This is a genomic window from Paenibacillus sp. ACRSA, assembly GCF_022346845.1.
Classification (GTDB): Bacteria; Bacillota; Bacilli; order Paenibacillales; family Paenibacillaceae; genus Paenibacillus.
Genome location: NZ_JAKRNP010000001.1, coordinates 169,777 through 188,442, shown reverse-complemented (window position 1 = coordinate 188,442; position 18,666 = coordinate 169,777). Strand labels below are relative to the sequence as shown.

The following is an 18,666-nucleotide window of genomic DNA, read 5'->3' as shown; positions in this document are numbered from 1 at the left end:
CCCATTTTCTCTGATTCGTATGAAAAATAAATCAACCTAAGGCTGTTACCCAGCCTTATTTCAAAGTAATCCACTCATCCCGATGGATAACCTCAAGTCGATGAATACTATTTAATGTTTTGATAACCTCACCACTAGGTAGCCCTGCTATAAGTCGCAGTTGGTCATCATCATAATTTACAATCCCTCGGCCAAGTAGTGTATCATCGGGTCCAAGGACTTCGACGACATCACCGGCATGAAAGGTGCCAAGCACCCGCCGAACACCGACGGGGAGAAGACTATGTCCGCCATGCACAAGAGCTTCCTCAGCACCAGCGTCTACAACGACGGTTCCAAGAGGAGTAGACATGAAGCCGAGCCATTGTTTCTTACGGGATAGAGAAGCAAGCTTGGTTTCGAAATAGGTTCCTTTACCTGTGCCCTCCACAGCTTGGAGCATATCACCAGGCTCATTCACACGGCCAACAAAGACAGGCACGCCGCCACGAGTTGCTACTTTGGCTGCATCGACCTTAGAGCGCATACCCCCTGTACCCACAGATGATCCAGAACCTCCTGCATAGGCATAAATTTCAGCTGTAATTTCTGTAATACGATCATACCGCGTAGCAGAAGGATCTTTGCGTGGATCTGCAGTGTAGAGGCCATTGGTATCCGTCAGAATAACCAGGTGTTGCGCCTTCACTAAATTTGCGACCAGAGCAGATAATAGATCATTATCTCCAAATTTGAGCTCATCGACAGATACCGTATCATTCTCATTAAAGATCGGAATAACACCTTGTTTCAGCAATTCCTCGACGGTCATACCCGCGTTACCCATCCGTTTTCGGCTATGAAAATCGGTTCGAGTCAGAAGGATTTGTGCCGTAGTAACGCGGTGCGCCGCAAAAGCCTGTTGATATGCTTGCATCAGCAAAGCCTGCCCAACAGCCGCCGCTGCTTGTTTCTCATGGAGCAATTTAGGGCGGTGTGCGTATCCGATCTCTCGGAATCCTGCGGCAACTGCGCCTGATGTGACGAGAAGCACTTCATGACCATTTTGCATCAACGCAGCAATCTCTCCAGCAAAAAAAGCAATGGAGTCGCGGTCGAGTCCGCCTTCTTCCGTAGTAAGCGAGCTACTACCAATCTTAACAACTATACGTGAGGACATGCTTTCACTTCCTTAAACATAATGAATGACTCGTTACAGAACAATGTTCAAAAAGTATCGTTTTCAGAGCCTATAGAAGACTCGTAAGCCGCAGTCATGCATCGTCATGCAATGCGAATTTCTGAACAACCTCTTAAAGGAAAATCTATACAGGTACAAAAAAAACTCCCGCCCTTTTTGTTATAAAAAGGACGAAAGTTTGTTACTTCCGCGGTACCACCTTTATTGATGAGTGTATCATCCGGCTTCATGCCCTGTAACAGAAGGCACTGTCCTGCTCATATCGTGTTTGTTCAAAAAGTTCACCAGTTTCATCCCATCTTATCGATAGCCCAAACGGTATATTTGAACACGCATATATAAAAACAGGCCGCTCAGGGGTAGGTTTCGGAGAGAAGTCACGGTAAATTCTTGCAGCCTCATGGAATTTACTCTCTGTGCGTGTCTTGTTCCTCTCGTACTGGTCCCGTCATCACGTTTCGTTCAATATTTCTCTATAACATACCATGGAAACTCCCCAGATGCAAAGGGATATACAGGCTATAATGCTCCCCATTTCTAGCTTCTTTTCATCTTCTCGGACTGAAAAGCGATCAATCTCAAGACAAACGATAAAAGCTACGATTATTACTTAAATAAGTTGAGCTTACCAATGCGCTCTACAGCTTCTCGTAACCGTGTCTCATCACTTAATAGCCCAGCACGAACATAACCTTCGCCATGCGTACCAAAACCAATTCCAGGAGCTACAGCAACCTTGGCTTCTCGTAAGAGTAGGTCAGCAAAAGCAGCAGATGTGAAACCTTCAGGCACAGGTAGCCAACTGAAGAATGAACCACCTGGCTTGGCAGCCTGCCAACCGATATGCTCAAGTGCATCATAAAACGCATTGCGACGAGATTCATACCGTGCCACTAGATCTGTGACACATTGCTGAGAGGAGGTCAATGCTGCAGCAGCAGCTGATTGAATACCACCGAACAGACTGACATAAATGTGATCTTGCAATAAATTGATTTTCGAGATAATGTCCGCATTCCCAAGGGCGAAACCTACACGCCATCCAGCCATATTATACGTTTTGGATAGGGTGTAGAATTCAATTCCGACTTCCTTAGCCCCTGGTGCTTGGAGGAAGCTCACAGGGCGGTGCCCATCGTATCCGATTGCACCATAGGCAAAGTCACTTGCTACAACAATCTGATTCTGAACAGCAAATTCCACTGTATCTTCATAGAAAGAAAGAGGAGCTGTGGCAGATGTCGGGTTGTTCGGATAGTTCAGATACATTAGCTTAGCCTTCGCTCTGTTCTCAGCAGAGATTGCTTCGTAATCAGGCAAAAAAGCATTGGACTCCAGCAGTGGCATAAAATGCATATGTGCTTTGGCGAGAGCTACACCAGACCAATAATCGGGGTATCCCGGATCTGGAACCAAACATACGTCATCTGGATTAAGTAATACTTGCGGTAATTGAACGAGACCCGTTTTGCCACCAAAAAGAATGGCAACTTCTGTGTCTGGATCAAGATCGACATCGTAATCTTCCTTATATCGCTTCGCAATCGCTTCCTTCAAGAAAGCATATCCACTGAATGGTGAGTATTTGTGATAGAGCGGGTTTTCAGCCGATTCCTGCAACGTTTTTACGATATGAGGTGGCGTTGGTGTATCGGGATTGCCTTGTCCGAGATTAATGACATCATGTCCAGCGTTAATTTCGCGATTCACATTCTGCACAAGACTAGCGAAGAACTGTGTAGGCAACTGTGTCATTACATCAGATGTAGGTATCGTAAAGGCTGAACGACCTGAATTATGCTGTGAATTCGTCATTAGTATCATCACTCCGGTTATTTAAAAATGGAAATAAGTATTCATTAATTTATCACGTCAATCCCGAGCTGTATAGAGGGAAAAGAGCACTGATATTTCCTAACTACGTGGTTGTTTCGGTTTTTTGTACAAAACGAAAAGTAGGAAATTACGTTTGTCCATTGAGCATAAACGATGATTTGTTTTATGATACAACTCGATAATGATAATCAATATCATTAATAAGATTGATTTGTCTTTTACAGAGAAATAAAGTATTTGAACAGATCTAGGGGGAGAAATGGGAATGAAAAAAGGTATACGACATACGGCAGTTCTACTGACACTAACATGGCTATCCATGCTTCTACTTGCTTGTGGCAACGAGGCATCGACTTCTACAGCCAATTCAACAGAACAATCTAGCACAGCCAGTGAGACACAATCTGGTGCAACAGCAGAGAGTGAGCAAACAACGACTTCAACCGATAACGATGAAGCTCAAACTCGAGTATTTACAGACTGGACAGGCCATGAGGTAGAGATCCCTGTAACACCCAAACGTGTAATTTACCATGGTGAGGTTACGGGAGATCTTCTGGCACTCGGCGTTGTTCCAGTAGGCATACTTCGTCAAGAAGGAACCGTGTATGATGATCAAGTCACTGAAGCTGAGGATGTGGGATTCCCGATTAGTGTAGAGAAGTCTCTCTCTCTTAATCCCGATCTGATTATATTCTCCAACAGTGATGAAAACCAATATGAGGCACTCTCTAAGGTAGCACCAACAGTAACATTTAATTCATTTGATTCCATTGAAGATCGTATGCACGCATTAGGTGACATTTTGAATAAAAAGGAAGAAGCTGAGGCTTGGATTACGGCACATCAGCAAGCAACAGAAGCGATGTGGCAGCAACTCCATAATAATGGGTTGCAAGCGGACGAGACTGCATCGGTGTTCACGATGTATCCAGGCAATCGACTGTTCGTCATGGCGGGTGCAGGACTGCCACAATTGTTGTATGGACCAGGGGGGCTGAAACCAACAGCTGAGATCCAGAAAGTATTGGATGAAGAGTTAGGATTCGTTGAGATTTCAACAGAGAAGTTGCCTGATTTTGCGGGTGATCGAATATTTATTCTAAATCCTGTACCAGAGGAAGCGAAACAATCAACCAAAGAACTGCTTGATAGCTCCGTGTGGAAGAACTTGCCTGCGGTCAAAGCGGGTCATGTGTACGAATTTGATATTGTCAAAGCTTCAAGCGATGCGGTATCGCGAGAGTGGCTTTTGAAAGAACTTCCTAAACAAATCACGCCATAACCTGCAGGATAGCAAATGTAATTTCAAATTAGTTTACGGGATATCCTGATCGTTGTTCGTTGTGAACACTCACACAAAAAGAACATTCAACATTTTGTTGATATGTTCTTTTTGCTGTATAAATTCGTGCGATGTTCTGGATTAATGTGTATACCTACGATATAATCCAAAAGTATAATAAAGTGATAATTATTCTCAATATAGGTGAAAGAAATATGAATATAGATGATGAGGTGAGCCCAATGCCTGTTTTGAAGCAGGTTGAGGACACGTTGTTCTTTTCGGCATTTATGTTCCGGTTTGGCAGTATAGAGCAACGAAAGGAACAACCTGAACAAAGGATGCTGGAGAAGGATTGCCTAAAACACACATTTTTGATCTGTGAGGAAGGTACGGGACGTCTGTATATTGGTCACAAACAGTATGCATTTTCATCCGGAAGGATATATCCGCTGGCTCCAGGAGAGAGTTACCAGATCGAACATGATGATAAGGCTACTCTGCATTATGTGGCGGTTGAGTATGATGTATTTCATGTGTTAACGGATGATCCAGAATTATACACGCGTTCATTATTCGAGCATCGAAATAAACTGGGTGGGTATGCATACGCTCAGTTGAGCGGGATACTAGAATCCATGCTTCCTATGCGTGAATATCGTACAGACAGCGAATATGCTGGGTTGAATGTGCAATTTCAGAAGCTGATGGGGTTGATGATCAACAGATATACTTCATTGGAGACGGAACTGAGTCCAGAAGGAAAAGTAAACAGCACGATAAAGTATGTGGACGAGCATTATGCCGAGGAGATCACTGTACAAAAACTTGCAAAGCTAGCAGGGTTACGGCCTGCTCAATACACGACATTGTTTAGGCAGCTCACAGGGCGTAAGCCACTGGATTATGTGAATCATGTGCGAATCCAAATCGCCAAAGAATGGCTAGGCAAATCCGATGAACCACTGAGAGATATTGCAAGTAGGGTTGGTTTTAAAGATGAATACTATTTTAGCAGACGTTTTCGCCAATCAACAGGTTTCACGCCCCGCCAATATGACCGATCTCTTCAGCGTCAGACACTTGTTCAAGACTTCTCTTCTCATGATGTGAATATTCCAGCCATACCTGCACGCATCATGTACTACGGGGAATCGGCAGGGGATATGCTGATCATGGATCTTCCGATACTGAATCAACGGGCATATGATGCGGTGCAGCCGATTAACGTGGAAGAAACCGTGGAGATGAAGCCAGACCTGATCATTTTTGACAGCAGTGATGAACAGCAATTTGAACAATTCTCTCGGATTGCACCGACACTTGCGTATAACTCTCATGCCACGCTAAGCGATCGAATTCACACGATTGGAAGTTGGTTTGGAAAATATGCTGAAGCAGAAGATTGGTGGTCAAAATATACCGAAAACGAGATGAACATGTGGCAAAATCTGCAGACATTCATTCAAACAGGGGAGACCGCTTCTGTCTTTGTCTATCATCGGGGTGCACGGTTGTTCGTGATGGGTAACATTGGACTTGCTCCGATGTTATATCATCCTCTCGGATTCAAGCCAGTTGCGAAAGTACAGGAAGCGCTCGCTGCAGGTAGAGCTTATAAAGAAATTGCTGCTGAAGCGTTGCATCAATATGCAGGAGACCGGGTTTTTCTTATGTTACCGGAAGATCCAATTGCAAGACAGGCGACGGAAGTTTTAATGCAAAGTACTGCCTGGCAAGGGCTGAACGCAGTGAAAAAGGGTCACGTATATCTGCTTGAAGAGACGATATGGAACTTGGGAGATGCGCTTACCCGTATGAATCTATTGAGCCTGCTGCCCGAACTGTTAGGTCGTCGTTCTGATAGACAGTCAAAAGTGGACTTTTGGAACAACCTCTAAAACGCACTTGCAGACGTCAGGATGATCAAGCTATGATATCCAATATTATATTTCGGAGGAGCGCTGGTCATGACACAACAACAAGGAGAACTGCGAGTAGCCTTGATACAAGCTGATATTCAATTAGGAGATCCTGAGGCTAATCATCAACATATGCAATCATTGCTTGAGCGAGCAGTGGAACAATATCCTGATCTAGGCTTGGCTGTATTGCCTGAGATGTGGAATACAGGCTACGCCTTGGAGCAAATTCATGAGCTGGCTGACCCGGAAGGAGAATATTCGCGAGCATGGTTATCTGCTTTTGCCAAAAAGCATCAAATCTCGATTGTTGGTGGCTCCATTGCTGAGAAACGCAATGACCAAATTTACAATACGATGTATGCTTATGATCGGGAAGGTCGTGAGGTAACACGTTACGATAAATTGCATTTATTCCGATTAATGGATGAAGAAAAGTATTTGCAGCCTGGCGCAGAGCCGGAAATTTTTGAATTGGAAAATGGTCTTACGGTAGGGGCTTCCATCTGTTATGATATCCGCTTTCCGGAACTTGCGCGGACGTTAGCTCTGAATGGGGCCAAAGCTCTGATCGTACCAGCTGAATGGCCAAAACCTCGCTTGCATCACTGGCGTACACTTCTGACGGCTAGAGCTATTGAGAATCAGATGTATGTGATCGCATGTAATCGTGTAGGAATGGGAGGGGACACGGAATTCTTCGGGCATTCTCTCATTATCGACCCTTGGGGGGAGATTGTAGCTGAGGGCGGAGAAGGGGAGGAGATCGTAACGGGAATGATTTGTCCTTCCTTGGTGGATGAGGTTCGTGGACGTATTCCAGTATTTGAGGATCGGAGACCGGGACTTTATTTTGGTAAGAAATAAAATCTGTAATTAGATGAATCAATTTCATAATACCTATAGAGTTATGAAATTGGTTTAAATCTATAAAATATTGAGAATAAGTGTTTATCCTCTCAGTGGACGGGTAATGATAACTATCCCGTCACCAAGGAGGATGATCAATCAATGGACAACCATGTGAAAGATACGCTCAGGAGACTGGAACAGGATAACACAAGGGTAGATCACTTAAGACAATTCTTAGAGAATGGTGCAGGAGGGCTATCACCCCCTGAACAAGGAACGCCAGATGAAGGACGTCTAGTTAATCAGCAGAACAGGCTGACGAGTGATCGTAATTTACGTAAATAAACCGCAAGATCGAAACGACCTATGTACGTTTCTACGTTAACTTAGATGATTAAACAATAAACGTGTGAAACATTGTGCTCGAACAGTGCAACACGCTCGAATAAGTTGAAGAATGCTTGCTGTAATAGGCAAGCGCTGTATGAAATAAAAGGGAAGACCCTCAGGTCTTCCCTTTTATTTGTCTTGAGTAGAGTGTAAGTCAACGCAGCACTGTACTTCGAATGATATATGTCTAATGATCATCTTCAGACAGCTTCGCAACCGTCTGCTTGAAGGTATGGATGAAGGCTTCAGCGGCTTTGGATAATACTCGTCCCTGACGATACGCAACAACTAAAGTACGACTCGGTACAGGCTCAGCCAGAGGCACATATACTGGTACAAATTCACTGCGAGGTGCTCGTGCGATAAAGCGCGGAACCAGAGTAATACCCATGCCTGTGGCTACTAGGGATTGTACGGTTTCAATGTTATTGCTCTCGAACACGACATTGGGATCAAAACCAGCCTGCTCACATAGGTCAAAGGTTAGTTTGCGGAAACCTTGTCCTTTCTTCAAGACAACAAAAGACTCTTCACGAAGCTCCTCCATCCTTACGGGAATGGGATTGGTAGGATCACCTCGCTGTGCTAATGGATGCGTTGGAGGCACGGCCAAATCAATTCGTTCTTCACCGATCACAACATAGGATAAACTTGGTTCTTGTAGCGGAAGGGATAACAAGCTAAGATCGGCTTTGCCGCTTGCTGTTAGTTTCTCTAGAGTAAGACCCGAGTCCTCCAGCAACGTTACTTCAATCTCAGGATAGGTTTGTTGAAATGCAGGCAGAACATGCGGTAGTAGATGGGAGCCGGTAATTGGCATACTGCCTACAACGACTTTGCCTTTACGAAGTTGTGAAATGTCTGACATTTCCTGTCTGAGCAACTCAACCGCATCCACGATTTTCTGAGCCTGTTCAACAAAGGTAACACCAGCATGGGTCAGTTCCACTGTGCTCGTATTTCGTTGAAAAAGGAGCACGCCCAATTCTTTTTCTAATTTGGATAATTGCTGGCTTAACGAAGGTTGTGCGATATGTAGCTTCTCTGCTGCACGGGAAAAATTACGTTCTGCCGCAATCTGCAACGTATATTGGAGCTGTCTAAATTCCATCGTCATTGGTCATTCCTTTCATCATTGCCACTATTATATCACCCTCAAGTCGTTTAATCCTTTTTTGCTAAAATACATTGACACAATCCGTTTAGAAACGTAGTATAGGGTTATGATAATGATAATTGTTATCAATTGAAACCTCTGCTGAGAGCAGTGGTTTATTTGGTTTTTCCTCGTTATAGGTTAATCCTATTACATCTATAGATATTATATCTTGGAACAATGAATGGACGAGTGATATATTTATGTCATTCAAGAGCTTCACTGATGTGAACGAAACAAGAGGCTCTTCCAAGGAACGAACTTATAATGAGGTGAAAATGATGAGTAAAAAAACGATGTTTGAGAAAATTTGGGAAAACCACGTAATTCATCAGGAAGAAGGCAAGCCAAGCATTCTTTATATCGATCTGCACCTTGTACACGAAGTAACTTCTCCACAAGCATTTGAAGGTTTGCGTTTGAGCGGTCGTAAAGTTCGTCGCCCTGAACTGACATTTGCAACAATGGATCACAACGTTCCAACGAAAGATCGTTTTAACATTACTGATCCAATCTCCAAACAACAAATTGATACGTTGTCGCAGAACTGCCGTGATTTCGGCGTTAAGCTATATGACTTGGACACGATTGATCAAGGTGTCGTACACGTTATGGGTCCTGAATTGGGTCTGACTCATCCAGGTAAAACGATTGTTTGTGGTGACAGCCACACCTCAACCCACGGTGCGTTTGGTGCACTTGCCTTCGGGATCGGAACAAGTGAAGTAGAGCATGTTATGGCGACTCAATGTTTACAACAAGCCAAAGCCAAAACGATGGAAGTTCGTTTTGTTGGTAAACGCAACCCGGGTGTAACGGCGAAGGATATGATCCTCGCAGTAATCGCTAAATATGGTACTGACTTCGCAACTGGATACGTTATCGAGTACACAGGCGAATCTATTCGTGAACTGAGCATGGAAGAGCGTATGACTGTCTGCAACATGTCCATCGAAGGTGGCGCAAGAGCAGGTATGATTGCTCCAGACGAAACAACATTTGAATATCTGCGTGGCCGTGAATATGTACCTGCAGATGCAAAATTCGACGAAGCTGTTGCAGCTTGGAAAGAGCTTGTGACCGATGAAGGCGCGGAGTTTGATCGCGTAGTTGAGATCGATGTAGAGTCATTGATTCCACAAGTAACTTGGGGCACTAGCCCAGGTATGGGAACTGACATTTCTTCCAAAGTACCTGTTCCTGCGGAACTACCTACTGAAAATGAACGTAAAGCGGCAGAAAAAGCGCTTGAATATATGGGTCTTACCCCTGGAACACCAATCTCCGAAATTCCAGTGGATTATGTGTTCATCGGTTCTTGTACTAATGGACGGATCGAGGATTTGCGTGCGGCTGCACAAGTAGCCAAAGGTCACACGGTTTCCGGTAATGTTACGGCAATTGTCGTTCCGGGATCAGGACGTGTCAAAATCCAGGCTGAAAAAGAAGGACTTGATAAAATCTTCACAGAAGCTGGCTTTGAATGGCGTGATGCAGGATGCAGTATGTGTCTTGCGATGAACCCAGACGTATTGAAACCAGGTCAACGTTGTGCTTCAACATCCAACCGTAACTTTGAAGGACGTCAAGGACGCGGAGGACGTACGCATTTGGTATCTCCAGCAATGGCAGCCGCAGCGGCGGTTAAAGGTCACTTTGTTGATGTACGTGACTGGAATTTCAAAACGGAAGCAGTTATTTAATTGTAACGAATAGAAGGGAGAACGGATCATATGGAAGCTTTCAAAACACTGCAAGGCATCGTTGCACCGGTTGACCGGGTCAATGTAGATACAGACGCAATTATTCCTAAACAATTTTTGAAACGGATTGAACGCACTGGATTTGGACAATTTTTGTTCTACGAATGGCGTTTTGACGAAGAGGGCAACAACATTCCTTCTTTCGAAATGAACAAAGCGCGTTATGAAGGGGCATCAGTTCTGATCTCTCGCGCTAACTTTGGCTGTGGATCTTCTCGTGAACACGCACCATGGGCGATCATGGACTACGGATTCCGTTGTGTCATTGCACCATCTTTTGCGGATATCTTCTATAACAACTGCTTCAAAAACGGGATTTTGCCGATCAAGTTGTCAGAAGAACAGGTGGAAGATCTGTTCCAACGCACTGCAACTCATGATGGCTACGAATTGAATGTAAGTCTTGAAAACAAAACGATTACAGATGCACACGGGTTGCGTATTGAGTTTGACCTGGATGAGCACCGTCGTCAGTTCCTATTGCAAGGACTGGATGATATCGGTTTGACACTTCAACATGACGATGAAATCACAGCATATGAGCAACGCCATGCGGCAAAATTGTTTGGTTAATTGCTAATATTATAGGAGTAAAAGCTTCTGTTTCACAGTCGGAACCTTGTTCCCGTCTGTGATTCAGAAGCTTTTTTCATTGCGTCATATCTCTTTGTGCAATAATCATCTATCGATCTCTTAAACGTAGAATACGGGGTCTTTCTTGGATGAATATTGTAGCACATATGCTGCATCACTGTTCATTGCTCTCGATGCGATTTTAATCTGAGTGTAATCTAACCTTGTTTCTCTGAGTACACGCTTGACGGCTTGAATGCCGAGCTTCTCATCTACAACATGGCAGTATATGTTCAAGGCGTATTGTATTACCGGATTGCTGGTCTTGCCCATATCGAAGCCGTCTACGAATCCTAAACCTCTCCAGCCCAGCTCACTTGTTAATGCCTCCATTACTTTGTCCTTAAGCCATAGATCACGTTTGCTCCCTGATATGCTCTTCATAGGATATTGGATGAGTAAGATGACAGCCTCTTGCTTGGAAGCTTCTTCATAGCCTTGACTAGTATACCGTGATAGAAAATCACGTTTGAATTCGTCTGTATGATGATATTCCCCGGGAAAATCAATTCGACTTGTTGTGCCTAATGTGCCAACGGTTCCAGCATGTTCGACAAGCTGTCCATCTTCGATCCAGTATTCTGCGTACAATAGTTTACCATCCGGTTTCTTCTTATATAAAGTAAACACGCCATACCTCCATGTGGATAGATTGTAATTGTAATATCTTAGACCTCGTGATCTATTTGAAGTTCCATAATATGTATAATCAAAGTTACCTCATTAAAAGTGCTAACGTCAATACAAACACGATTGATAGATTCTACATTCACAAATAGAAAACATCTATCGACGTTTATTCTTTTTCGCCATATTTCCGACCAATTATGACAACGTTGTAACCGGAATATGACAGGATATCTGATAAACTGGTTAGTAGATTATGGAAGGCTACATAACGTTAGACATGTGCTTATACCTAGAGATATTGGAAATCTCAACAGACCAACAGAATGGTGGATGATGTATGAGAAAATGGTCGGCAGTCTTTGTATTTATTTTATTCCTGTGCGTATTTCCTACAATGGTACATGCTGACACGCCTCCTTCCATCGTACTGGACGGTGTAACGATTGAGCAGCAAACGGGAGCTCCTGCTGAAAATACGGGCAAGACAGTGATGGTTCCCATCCGAGTGGTGTCCGAAAATTTGGGCTATGAAGTGAAGTGGGAGAAAGCGACGCAGACGGTTAGTGTGCTAAAAGGAGCAAGAAGTATTCAGATGGTTGCTGGGCAAGAGGAAGCTACTGTTAATGGAACCAAAGTAAGCTTGGATGCGCCTCCTTTAATCAAACAAGGAACGACTTTAGTTCCGTTGCGCTTTGTTGGTGAGGGCATGGGTCTAAATGTAGGTTGGGACAATGGAACCAAGACCGTAAGCCTATCCAGCCTTCCTCCTGTAGTAGAAGTAGATAACGAAGAAGATTTGATAGAAACACCTGTATCGGTCAATCTTTCAGAGCTAAATAGCATTAACTTTAGCGGAAATCAGCTTAGCTTGGGAATCAACGGAAACATCACTCCAAAGCTGTCCACGCTTACGAATCCGGATCGTATCATTGTAGATTTGCCGGGAACTACATTCTCACAACAATTTATTCAAGGACAAGCTTCCAAGCCAGATGGAAGCGGCAGTTTTCTAGTCACAGACTCTGTATTTGTTACCCAGATTCGGTATGCTAACTTTAGCAATTCTCCCGCTACTGTACGAGTTGTCTTTGACTTAAGTCATGTCGCTACTGCGAAGTGGTCACTGGGAGACAATCAAAAGATACTGATCGATCTTAGTAGTGATGAAACAACAATCACTCCGCCTCCTGCTGTGCAAGTTCCTAACGGGACAAAGGTTGTTATCATCGATCCAGGGCATGGAGGAAGACAGTCTGGGGCGGTTAGTGTGACAGGCAAATATGAAAAGGACTTTAATTTGGCTGTAGGGCTCAAAGTACAAGCATTACTCCAGCCCTATACGGACATTCAGACTGTCATTACACGGAAGGATGATACGGAACTGTCCTTGCAGCAGCGTGTTGATTTAGCTGAAATGAATCATGCTGATGTTTTTGTGTCCATTCACGGTAATAAATTTACGACACCTGTGCCTAATGGGGTAGAAACGCTGTACACTCGCTCAGAGAGCAAAGAGTTGGCGGATATCCTACATAAATATGTACTGCCTATTACGGGACTTAAAGATCGTGGCATTAAGACGGCAAGTTTGCACGTGACGAGGGAAACAACAATGCCAGCCGTTCTTCTAGAGCTTGGATTTTTAAGTAATGAATCGGATGAAGCGATAATGTTCACCGAAGATTATCAGAACAAATGTGCACAAGCCATCGTCGATGGAATAGTAGAATTTTTGAACAAAGATTGAAATAGTCGTAATTTTAATGATTAGGCCAGTTCGTTGTTTCAAGATGCATAGTTGTGAATAATGGGAAATTAAAACCATAAAAATGTAGAAAAAGCTTGATTTAACAACGTTTTTTTTCAGTGATGATGGAATATATTCGCAACTTTTGCGTGTTGGAGGCGTCTAATAGGTGTCTGGTAATGCCCAAGTAGTCAGTCAGAGCTGAAATTCCGCAACGTGTGGCAAAAAAATATGAGAATGGTAGGGGTGAAGGATGAAGAAGTTCGGTTTTTTGGTACTGTTATTTGTCTTTGGGCTCGTTTTCCCGGGCTATAGTCATGCAGCAACAGATACGAAAATTATCCTAGATGGGAAAGAGATTGTGCAGCCTTCGGATGCCAAAGCGGAAAACATCAACAGCAGTGTGATGGTTCCAATTCGGGTCATTTCCGAAAGCCTAGGATATGGTGTGGACTGGCAACAGAAGACAAGCACCGTGACTATAAGCAAAGACAACACTGCCATGCAGATGATTGTTGGACAGAAGACGGCAACGGTGAACGGCAGTAACGTGAACCTGGATGTCCCGCCACTCGTGAAAAATGGTACGACACTTGTTCCGCTCCGATTTGTTGGTGAACAAATGGGTCTTAAGGTGGGTTGGAACAATACCACGAAGACGGTAACATTAGTTACCCAGAATTCAGGTTCCGGAAACGGAACGACTACTCCCCCGAACTCCGGCAATAACAGCGGAGATACGCAGGAAGGTCTTGTACTGGTGAACGGCATCAGCTTCAGCGATAACCGCTTCTTAATTGCAACGAGCGGAGATACGAAGCCGAACGTCTTCACGATGACAGGACCGGATCGAATTGTTATCGATCTGCCTAATACGGCATTTGCTGATTCTTTCAGTCAAGGACAAGCTCTTGATAGCAATCAGAATGGACAACTTGTTGTGAACGGATACCCAGACGTATCTAAGATTCGTTATTCGTTATACAGCAATACGCCATCAACCGTAAGATTTGTTATTGATTTGTCAGGTAGCAAAGGTTATGACGTGCAGAACGACTCTGGCTTAGTTATCGTTGACTTGAACAAAGAAGGCGCAACACCACAGCCACCAGTAGGCAACAATGGTAAAAAGGTAGTTGTTGTTGATGCAGGGCACGGTGACCAAGATCCAGGTGCGATCGGCGTAACAGGCAAACGAGAAAAAGACTTTAACTTAGCAATGGCACTGAAAGTAGAAGCCTTGTTAAAGAAAGAATCGAACATTGACGTTGTGCTGACGCGCAGCGATGATACATTTTTAGCGTTGAAAGAACGTGTGAGAATCGCTGAAAGTCTGAAAGCAGATATTTTTATCTCTATCCATGCTAACAGTGGACCTGCGGCGGCGAATGGTGTAGAGACATTTTATTCTCGTGCTACCAGCCAGGCATTAGCAAAAGTAATGCATAAGCATTTGTTGCAATCATCAGGGTTGAAGGATCGCGGTGTTAAAACGGCTAGTCTCCATGTAACTCGCGAAACTACGATGCCTGCTGTTCTGCTGGAAGGTGGATTCCTGAGCAACAAGAGTGACGAAGCAGCACTGTTTACGGAAAGTTTCCAAAATAGTGTAGCCAAAGGTATCGTTGCAGGGATCAAGGAGTATCTGGGAATCAAATAAGGGTGAATTCCTTATGTACAGGAGGCGGAGTTAGAATGAACAAAAAATTATGGATTGCAGCACTACTAGTAACAGTTATGGCGGTCGCTGCGGGATGTGGAAGCAAGCCGACAACCGCTCCACCTCAGACGCAAGGTGCAGGCTCCGAAGATACTGTGACAGAAGTACAAGGTGAGACGGAGATTACCGAACCTACCACTGTAGAGCCAGATGAAACGACTTCGACAACAACACCAGACACAACGACGTCTGAAACAGAAGGAACGAATTCATCAGGGGGGACAAGCCCAAGCTCGGAAAACACAGGGAAAACGGATGCTTCGCAAGCGACAGAGAAGAAGACGATCAATGTTTTCTTCACAGATGCAGAGGAGTTAGAACTGCATGAATCTACGGCAACTGTGACCTATGCGGCGGAAGAAGACAAATATAAGTCTGCTTTTGAAGCTTTACAACAAAGTACAGATGACACACTCGTTCCATTGTGGTCCAAGGAGATCGAGTTGAAGTCTGTTCAATTCAAGGATGGTGCTCTTACACTGGATATCCACATGCCGGATACGGCTAGACTTGGTGCTGGTGGAGAAGTGTTCGCCATCGATGCATTGAAAAAAACATTCTTCCAGTTTGATGAAGTGAAAACACTTGATCTATTGGTGGACGGACAACAGTCCGAGAGTTTGATGGGCCATGTGGATTTGGAACATCCAATGACGAGATCTTAATAGAGATCTTCAAATGTTGTTTTACCGTGTACTCTGCGGAATTTCAGCCGCTTTACATGAGAGAGGGGAATCATAGGTGACTTTTAAATATAATAATCCATCACACTCTAAAAAAGTAGTTTCAGCCGTGCTTGCAGGCATGATGGCTCTTAGTACTGGCGGAGCTGCCTTGGCAGCTGAAGCAACAGATGCTGGGCAGAGCCAGACAACTGCAGTAAGTAATACGGCTGCACCAACCGGTTTGTTCAGTGATATCAAAGCAGGATATTGGGCTGAGAAACATGTATACAAACTGGCGTACCAAGGAATTCTCCTCGGTGAAAAAGGCTTATTTCGTCCAGGAGACGCGGTAACACAACAGGAAGCGGTAACCATGGCCATTCGGTTTATGAATAAAGAAAACCAGTTGAATGACAGCTCGGCTTCGGCATTACCGACAACTATGGAAGTAGGCAACTACTTTAAGCCTTACGTCGCATTGGCGTTGGAACTGGGATTGATTGATAAATCGGAAGAAGAAGCGGTCGATGTGTCCAAAACATCTTGGGGACAGAAGCCTGCTACTCGTGAGTGGATTACGAAGTTACTTATTCGTTCGTTGAACAAGGATGCAGAAGCAAAAGCTCAAAATAATCAATCGACAAGCTTTGCCGATAATGCAAGCATCTCTGATGGTAGCAAAGGTTATGTAAACCTAGCAGTTAGTCTAGATCTTGCTAAAGGTGTAGATGGAAACAAGTTTAACCCAACAGGCTCTGTTACACGTGCACAACTTGCTACGTTCTTTAGTAGAGGTGAATCGTTGACAGATACAGCTTATCCTAACACATACACAGGATATGTTACTGGACTTGAAGAAGGACGAATTACGATGGTCGTTGATGGTAAGCTGACGACTTTTGCCGTGAACAGCAATACGCCTTATTTCACAAAGGACAGTGAAACTCGTTCACCACAAGCGAATGTTCAATTGTATACCAAAGTGCTGGTGGTTGGTTCAGCAGGCAATGCTTCCTATGTGGAAGTAATTGATGCAACACCTCAGGTAGAGACAGTAGAAGGAACATTTGCACGTTCGTTGTCAGGTAATAAAATTGGTGTTTTCGTTGGTGAAAACTACGAGACGTTTGGATACGATGAATCAACGGCATTCATTGATCAGAACGGAACAGCAATTAAATTATCGGATATTACAGCGGATAGTACCATTGAAGTGCAACGTGAGACTTTCTCCGCCGACAAGAAGACAGTGGTTATCCGTGTCAAATCAGGCATTATCAACAAAAGTGATACTGGAGTGATCGCTGAAGTCGTGACATCTGGTAAAACGATTAAGCTGGTTACTACTGCAGGAACAACAGAGCAGTATACGTATAGTGACAGTCTTATGATTCGTTATCAGGATCGGATTCTGACGCTAGCTGAGCTTAAGCCGGGAAGTGCTGTGAAATATACGGTGAGAGATAGCGTTATACAAACGATTGAATTGTCACAGGGTGTGGAGCAGTCAGTCCGAGGTACGCTGGTGGAAATTGGTGGTAATCAATCTACATTGACATTCAAGCGTGAAGGTGGCTCCCTTGAAGCTAAGCTGCTGGTCGAGAAACCGGAAGTTATCATTAACGGAATACAGGATGCTTCATTAAATGATCTGATCACAGATGCAACAAATGGAGATCAAGTAGAGTTAACATTGAACGCTGAAGATCGTGTGACACGTATCCAGGTCATTGGCCGCCAAATGGAACCGATGAATGGTGCATCTGTAGTATCTTATAACGCAAAAACCAAAGTACTTACTGTGCTGGATAGCAACAAGAAACCGTTCGTATTTACATTGGATGAAAAAACAAAGTTGGATTATAATTCGACAAAACCAACCATGGCAGGTCTAGAGTCTTTACTAAGCGAAGGACGCAAGCTGGATCTTACGTATGTGGGTACTCGTGCGCTTTCCGTTAAGGTTGTTTACAAGTATGAGGGTACCATTAGCAATATTGATACTTCCAACCGAAAAATTAGCTTGTTGTCTGGTAATCAGACAGTCACCGTTCCTTATACAATCGCTCCTACAGTGGAAATGTATAATAAGTCTGGTGCAAGTCTCGCAGATTTGAAAATTGGCGACAACGTTACAATCACGTTGGGCGCGAACCAGGATTATATCCAAAAGGTAGCGTTGAAATCCGTTGCTCAATTCGAAATTACGGGTATTGAAACGAATGGTCGTATTCGTGTGAAATCAGATTTGCTGACAAGTCAATTTTACTTTGATCAAGCGACGCTGACAGGAGAAAGCGGTCAGACGTTAACTGCTTCACAATTGACAGTAGGAAACTTGATCAACGTCACGTTCGAAGGAATTACTCCGAAAGCTGTTCAGGTTGTGAAACGTACACTCGCTGAGGTCACTTCAGTTGATGCAACTTCAGTTACATTGAAACTATTCAACGGTCAGTCCGAGACAGTTCCGGTTAGTGGTCCCGTCAAAGTGATTAAATCCGGTTCTACTTTAACGACACTGGGAAGTCTTACTGTGGGTGATCGAGTCGAAATGACGAAGGATACGGATAACTCCACTCGTTTCAGAGTGATGACAATCCTGAGCAAACAATTCTGGTCTTACGATGGCGTAGGGAACCAAATTCTGGTGAAGCGTGAGACAACTACGGATACAAACTATCGTTTTGCACTGGGTACAGGAGTATATGTTCACCAGGGCGACAACACTTTAAGCGTGCAATCTCTCAGAGATAATGATAATATTGTATTGTATCTCCTGAACAACATCGTGATGGAGATCCAAAAACAGTAATCGTTTCTTTTCGAGGATCAAAGAATGACCGTCTTGATGCGGGATCTTTCCCGCATCAGGACGTTTTTTTTG

Annotated in this window: 14 protein-coding genes; 10 read left to right on the top strand and 4 right to left on the bottom strand. The window is 43.9% G+C overall.

The window, feature by feature from the left end:
• Window positions 1-55 precede the first annotated feature (55 nt).
• Together proB and MH215_RS00820 are read right to left on the bottom strand one after the other, a co-directional pair.
• The gene (gene proB / locus MH215_RS00825; RefSeq protein WP_239287091.1) at window positions 56-1,159 is read right to left on the bottom strand and encodes a glutamate 5-kinase; all 1,104 of its coding nucleotides are present in this window, start codon (window positions 1,157-1,159) and stop codon (window positions 56-58) included.
• Between the two features lie 627 nt (window positions 1,160-1,786).
• Entirely contained in the window at window positions 1,787-2,995 is a 1,209-nt protein-coding gene (locus tag MH215_RS00820; RefSeq protein ID WP_239287090.1) for a pyridoxal phosphate-dependent aminotransferase, read from the bottom strand.
• A 286-nt stretch (window positions 2,996-3,281) separates the two neighbouring features.
• On the opposite strand from MH215_RS00820, the gene MH215_RS00815 reads away from it, so the two are divergent.
• From MH215_RS00815 to MH215_RS00800, 4 genes are all read left to right on the top strand, one after another.
• The gene (locus MH215_RS00815) at window positions 3,282-4,301 is read left to right on the top strand and encodes an ABC transporter substrate-binding protein (protein ID WP_239287089.1); all 1,020 of its coding nucleotides are present in this window, start codon (window positions 3,282-3,284) and stop codon (window positions 4,299-4,301) included.
• A gap of 215 nt (window positions 4,302-4,516) precedes the next feature.
• Entirely contained in the window at window positions 4,517-6,202 is a 1,686-nt protein-coding gene (locus tag MH215_RS00810; protein WP_239287088.1) for an ABC transporter substrate-binding protein, read from the top strand.
• A 69-nt stretch (window positions 6,203-6,271) separates the two neighbouring features.
• Window positions 6,272-7,090, top strand: coding sequence for a carbon-nitrogen family hydrolase (locus MH215_RS00805; protein WP_239287087.1), 819 nt, complete (start codon window positions 6,272-6,274; stop codon window positions 7,088-7,090).
• Between the two features lie 144 nt (window positions 7,091-7,234).
• Window positions 7,235-7,420: a hypothetical protein gene (locus MH215_RS00800; protein WP_145047428.1), complete on the top strand. Its 186-nt coding sequence runs from the start codon at window positions 7,235-7,237 to the stop codon at window positions 7,418-7,420.
• Between the two features lie 232 nt (window positions 7,421-7,652).
• On the opposite strand, the gene MH215_RS00795 is transcribed toward MH215_RS00800, so the two are convergent.
• Window positions 7,653-8,576: a LysR family transcriptional regulator gene (locus MH215_RS00795; RefSeq protein ID WP_056696987.1), complete on the bottom strand. Its 924-nt coding sequence runs from the start codon at window positions 8,574-8,576 to the stop codon at window positions 7,653-7,655.
• Between the two features lie 326 nt (window positions 8,577-8,902).
• Here MH215_RS00795 and leuC point away from each other — a divergent pair, with 326 nt between their 5' ends.
• Both leuC and leuD read left to right on the top strand, forming a co-directional pair.
• Window positions 8,903-10,324 carry a 3-isopropylmalate dehydratase large subunit gene (gene leuC, locus MH215_RS00790; RefSeq protein WP_239288645.1) on the top strand — a complete coding sequence of 474 codons (1,422 nt, stop codon included), beginning with the start codon at window positions 8,903-8,905 and terminating at the stop codon, window positions 10,322-10,324.
• 30 nt (window positions 10,325-10,354) lie between these two features.
• On the top strand, window positions 10,355-10,957 hold the full coding sequence (gene leuD / locus MH215_RS00785; protein ID WP_056696836.1) for a 3-isopropylmalate dehydratase small subunit: 603 nt from the start codon (window positions 10,355-10,357) through the stop codon (window positions 10,955-10,957).
• A 120-nt stretch (window positions 10,958-11,077) separates the two neighbouring features.
• Here leuD and MH215_RS00780 read toward each other — a convergent pair whose 3' ends face one another.
• A complete protein-coding gene (locus tag MH215_RS00780; protein ID WP_239287086.1) occupies window positions 11,078-11,647 on the bottom strand; it encodes a hypothetical protein in 570 nt (189 codons plus the stop codon).
• A 337-nt stretch (window positions 11,648-11,984) separates the two neighbouring features.
• On the opposite strand from MH215_RS00780, the gene MH215_RS00775 reads away from it, so the two are divergent.
• The 4 genes from MH215_RS00775 to MH215_RS00760 all read left to right on the top strand — a co-directional run bounded on the left by MH215_RS00775 (window position 11,985) and on the right by MH215_RS00760 (window position 18,594).
• Window positions 11,985-13,394: an N-acetylmuramoyl-L-alanine amidase family protein gene (locus MH215_RS00775; protein WP_239287085.1), complete on the top strand. Its 1,410-nt coding sequence runs from the start codon at window positions 11,985-11,987 to the stop codon at window positions 13,392-13,394.
• A 253-nt stretch (window positions 13,395-13,647) separates the two neighbouring features.
• Window positions 13,648-15,054, top strand: a complete 1,407-nt coding sequence (locus MH215_RS00770) for an N-acetylmuramoyl-L-alanine amidase family protein (protein WP_056696840.1) — start codon at window positions 13,648-13,650, stop codon at window positions 15,052-15,054.
• 35 nt (window positions 15,055-15,089) lie between these two features.
• Window positions 15,090-15,779, top strand: coding sequence for a GerMN domain-containing protein (locus MH215_RS00765; RefSeq protein ID WP_239287084.1), 690 nt, complete (start codon window positions 15,090-15,092; stop codon window positions 15,777-15,779).
• Between the two features lie 76 nt (window positions 15,780-15,855).
• Window positions 15,856-18,594: an S-layer homology domain-containing protein gene (locus MH215_RS00760; RefSeq protein WP_239287083.1), complete on the top strand. Its 2,739-nt coding sequence runs from the start codon at window positions 15,856-15,858 to the stop codon at window positions 18,592-18,594.
• Window positions 18,595-18,666 lie beyond the last annotated feature (72 nt).

Excerpts from the sequence above, each read along its gene's own strand:
- proB (WP_239287091.1), bottom strand. The coding sequence starts at position 1,159 with ATGTCCTCACGTATAGTTGTTAAGATTGGTAGTAGCTCGCTTACTACG.
- MH215_RS00820 (WP_239287090.1), bottom strand. The coding sequence starts at position 2,995 with ATGACGAATTCACAGCATAATTCAGGTCGTTCAGCCTTTACGATACCT.
- MH215_RS00815 (WP_239287089.1), top strand. The coding sequence starts at position 3,282 with ATGAAAAAAGGTATACGACATACGGCAGTTCTACTGACACTAACATGG.
- MH215_RS00810 (WP_239287088.1), top strand. The coding sequence starts at position 4,517 with ATGAATATAGATGATGAGGTGAGCCCAATGCCTGTTTTGAAGCAGGTT.
- MH215_RS00805 (WP_239287087.1), top strand. The coding sequence starts at position 6,272 with ATGACACAACAACAAGGAGAACTGCGAGTAGCCTTGATACAAGCTGAT.
- MH215_RS00800 (WP_145047428.1), top strand. The coding sequence starts at position 7,235 with ATGGACAACCATGTGAAAGATACGCTCAGGAGACTGGAACAGGATAAC.
- MH215_RS00795 (WP_056696987.1), bottom strand. The coding sequence starts at position 8,576 with ATGGAATTTAGACAGCTCCAATATACGTTGCAGATTGCGGCAGAACGT.
- leuC (WP_239288645.1), top strand. The coding sequence starts at position 8,903 with ATGAGTAAAAAAACGATGTTTGAGAAAATTTGGGAAAACCACGTAATT.
- leuD (WP_056696836.1), top strand. The coding sequence starts at position 10,355 with ATGGAAGCTTTCAAAACACTGCAAGGCATCGTTGCACCGGTTGACCGG.
- MH215_RS00775 (WP_239287085.1), top strand. The coding sequence starts at position 11,985 with ATGAGAAAATGGTCGGCAGTCTTTGTATTTATTTTATTCCTGTGCGTA.
- MH215_RS00770 (WP_056696840.1), top strand. The coding sequence starts at position 13,648 with ATGAAGAAGTTCGGTTTTTTGGTACTGTTATTTGTCTTTGGGCTCGTT.
- MH215_RS00765 (WP_239287084.1), top strand. The coding sequence starts at position 15,090 with ATGAACAAAAAATTATGGATTGCAGCACTACTAGTAACAGTTATGGCG.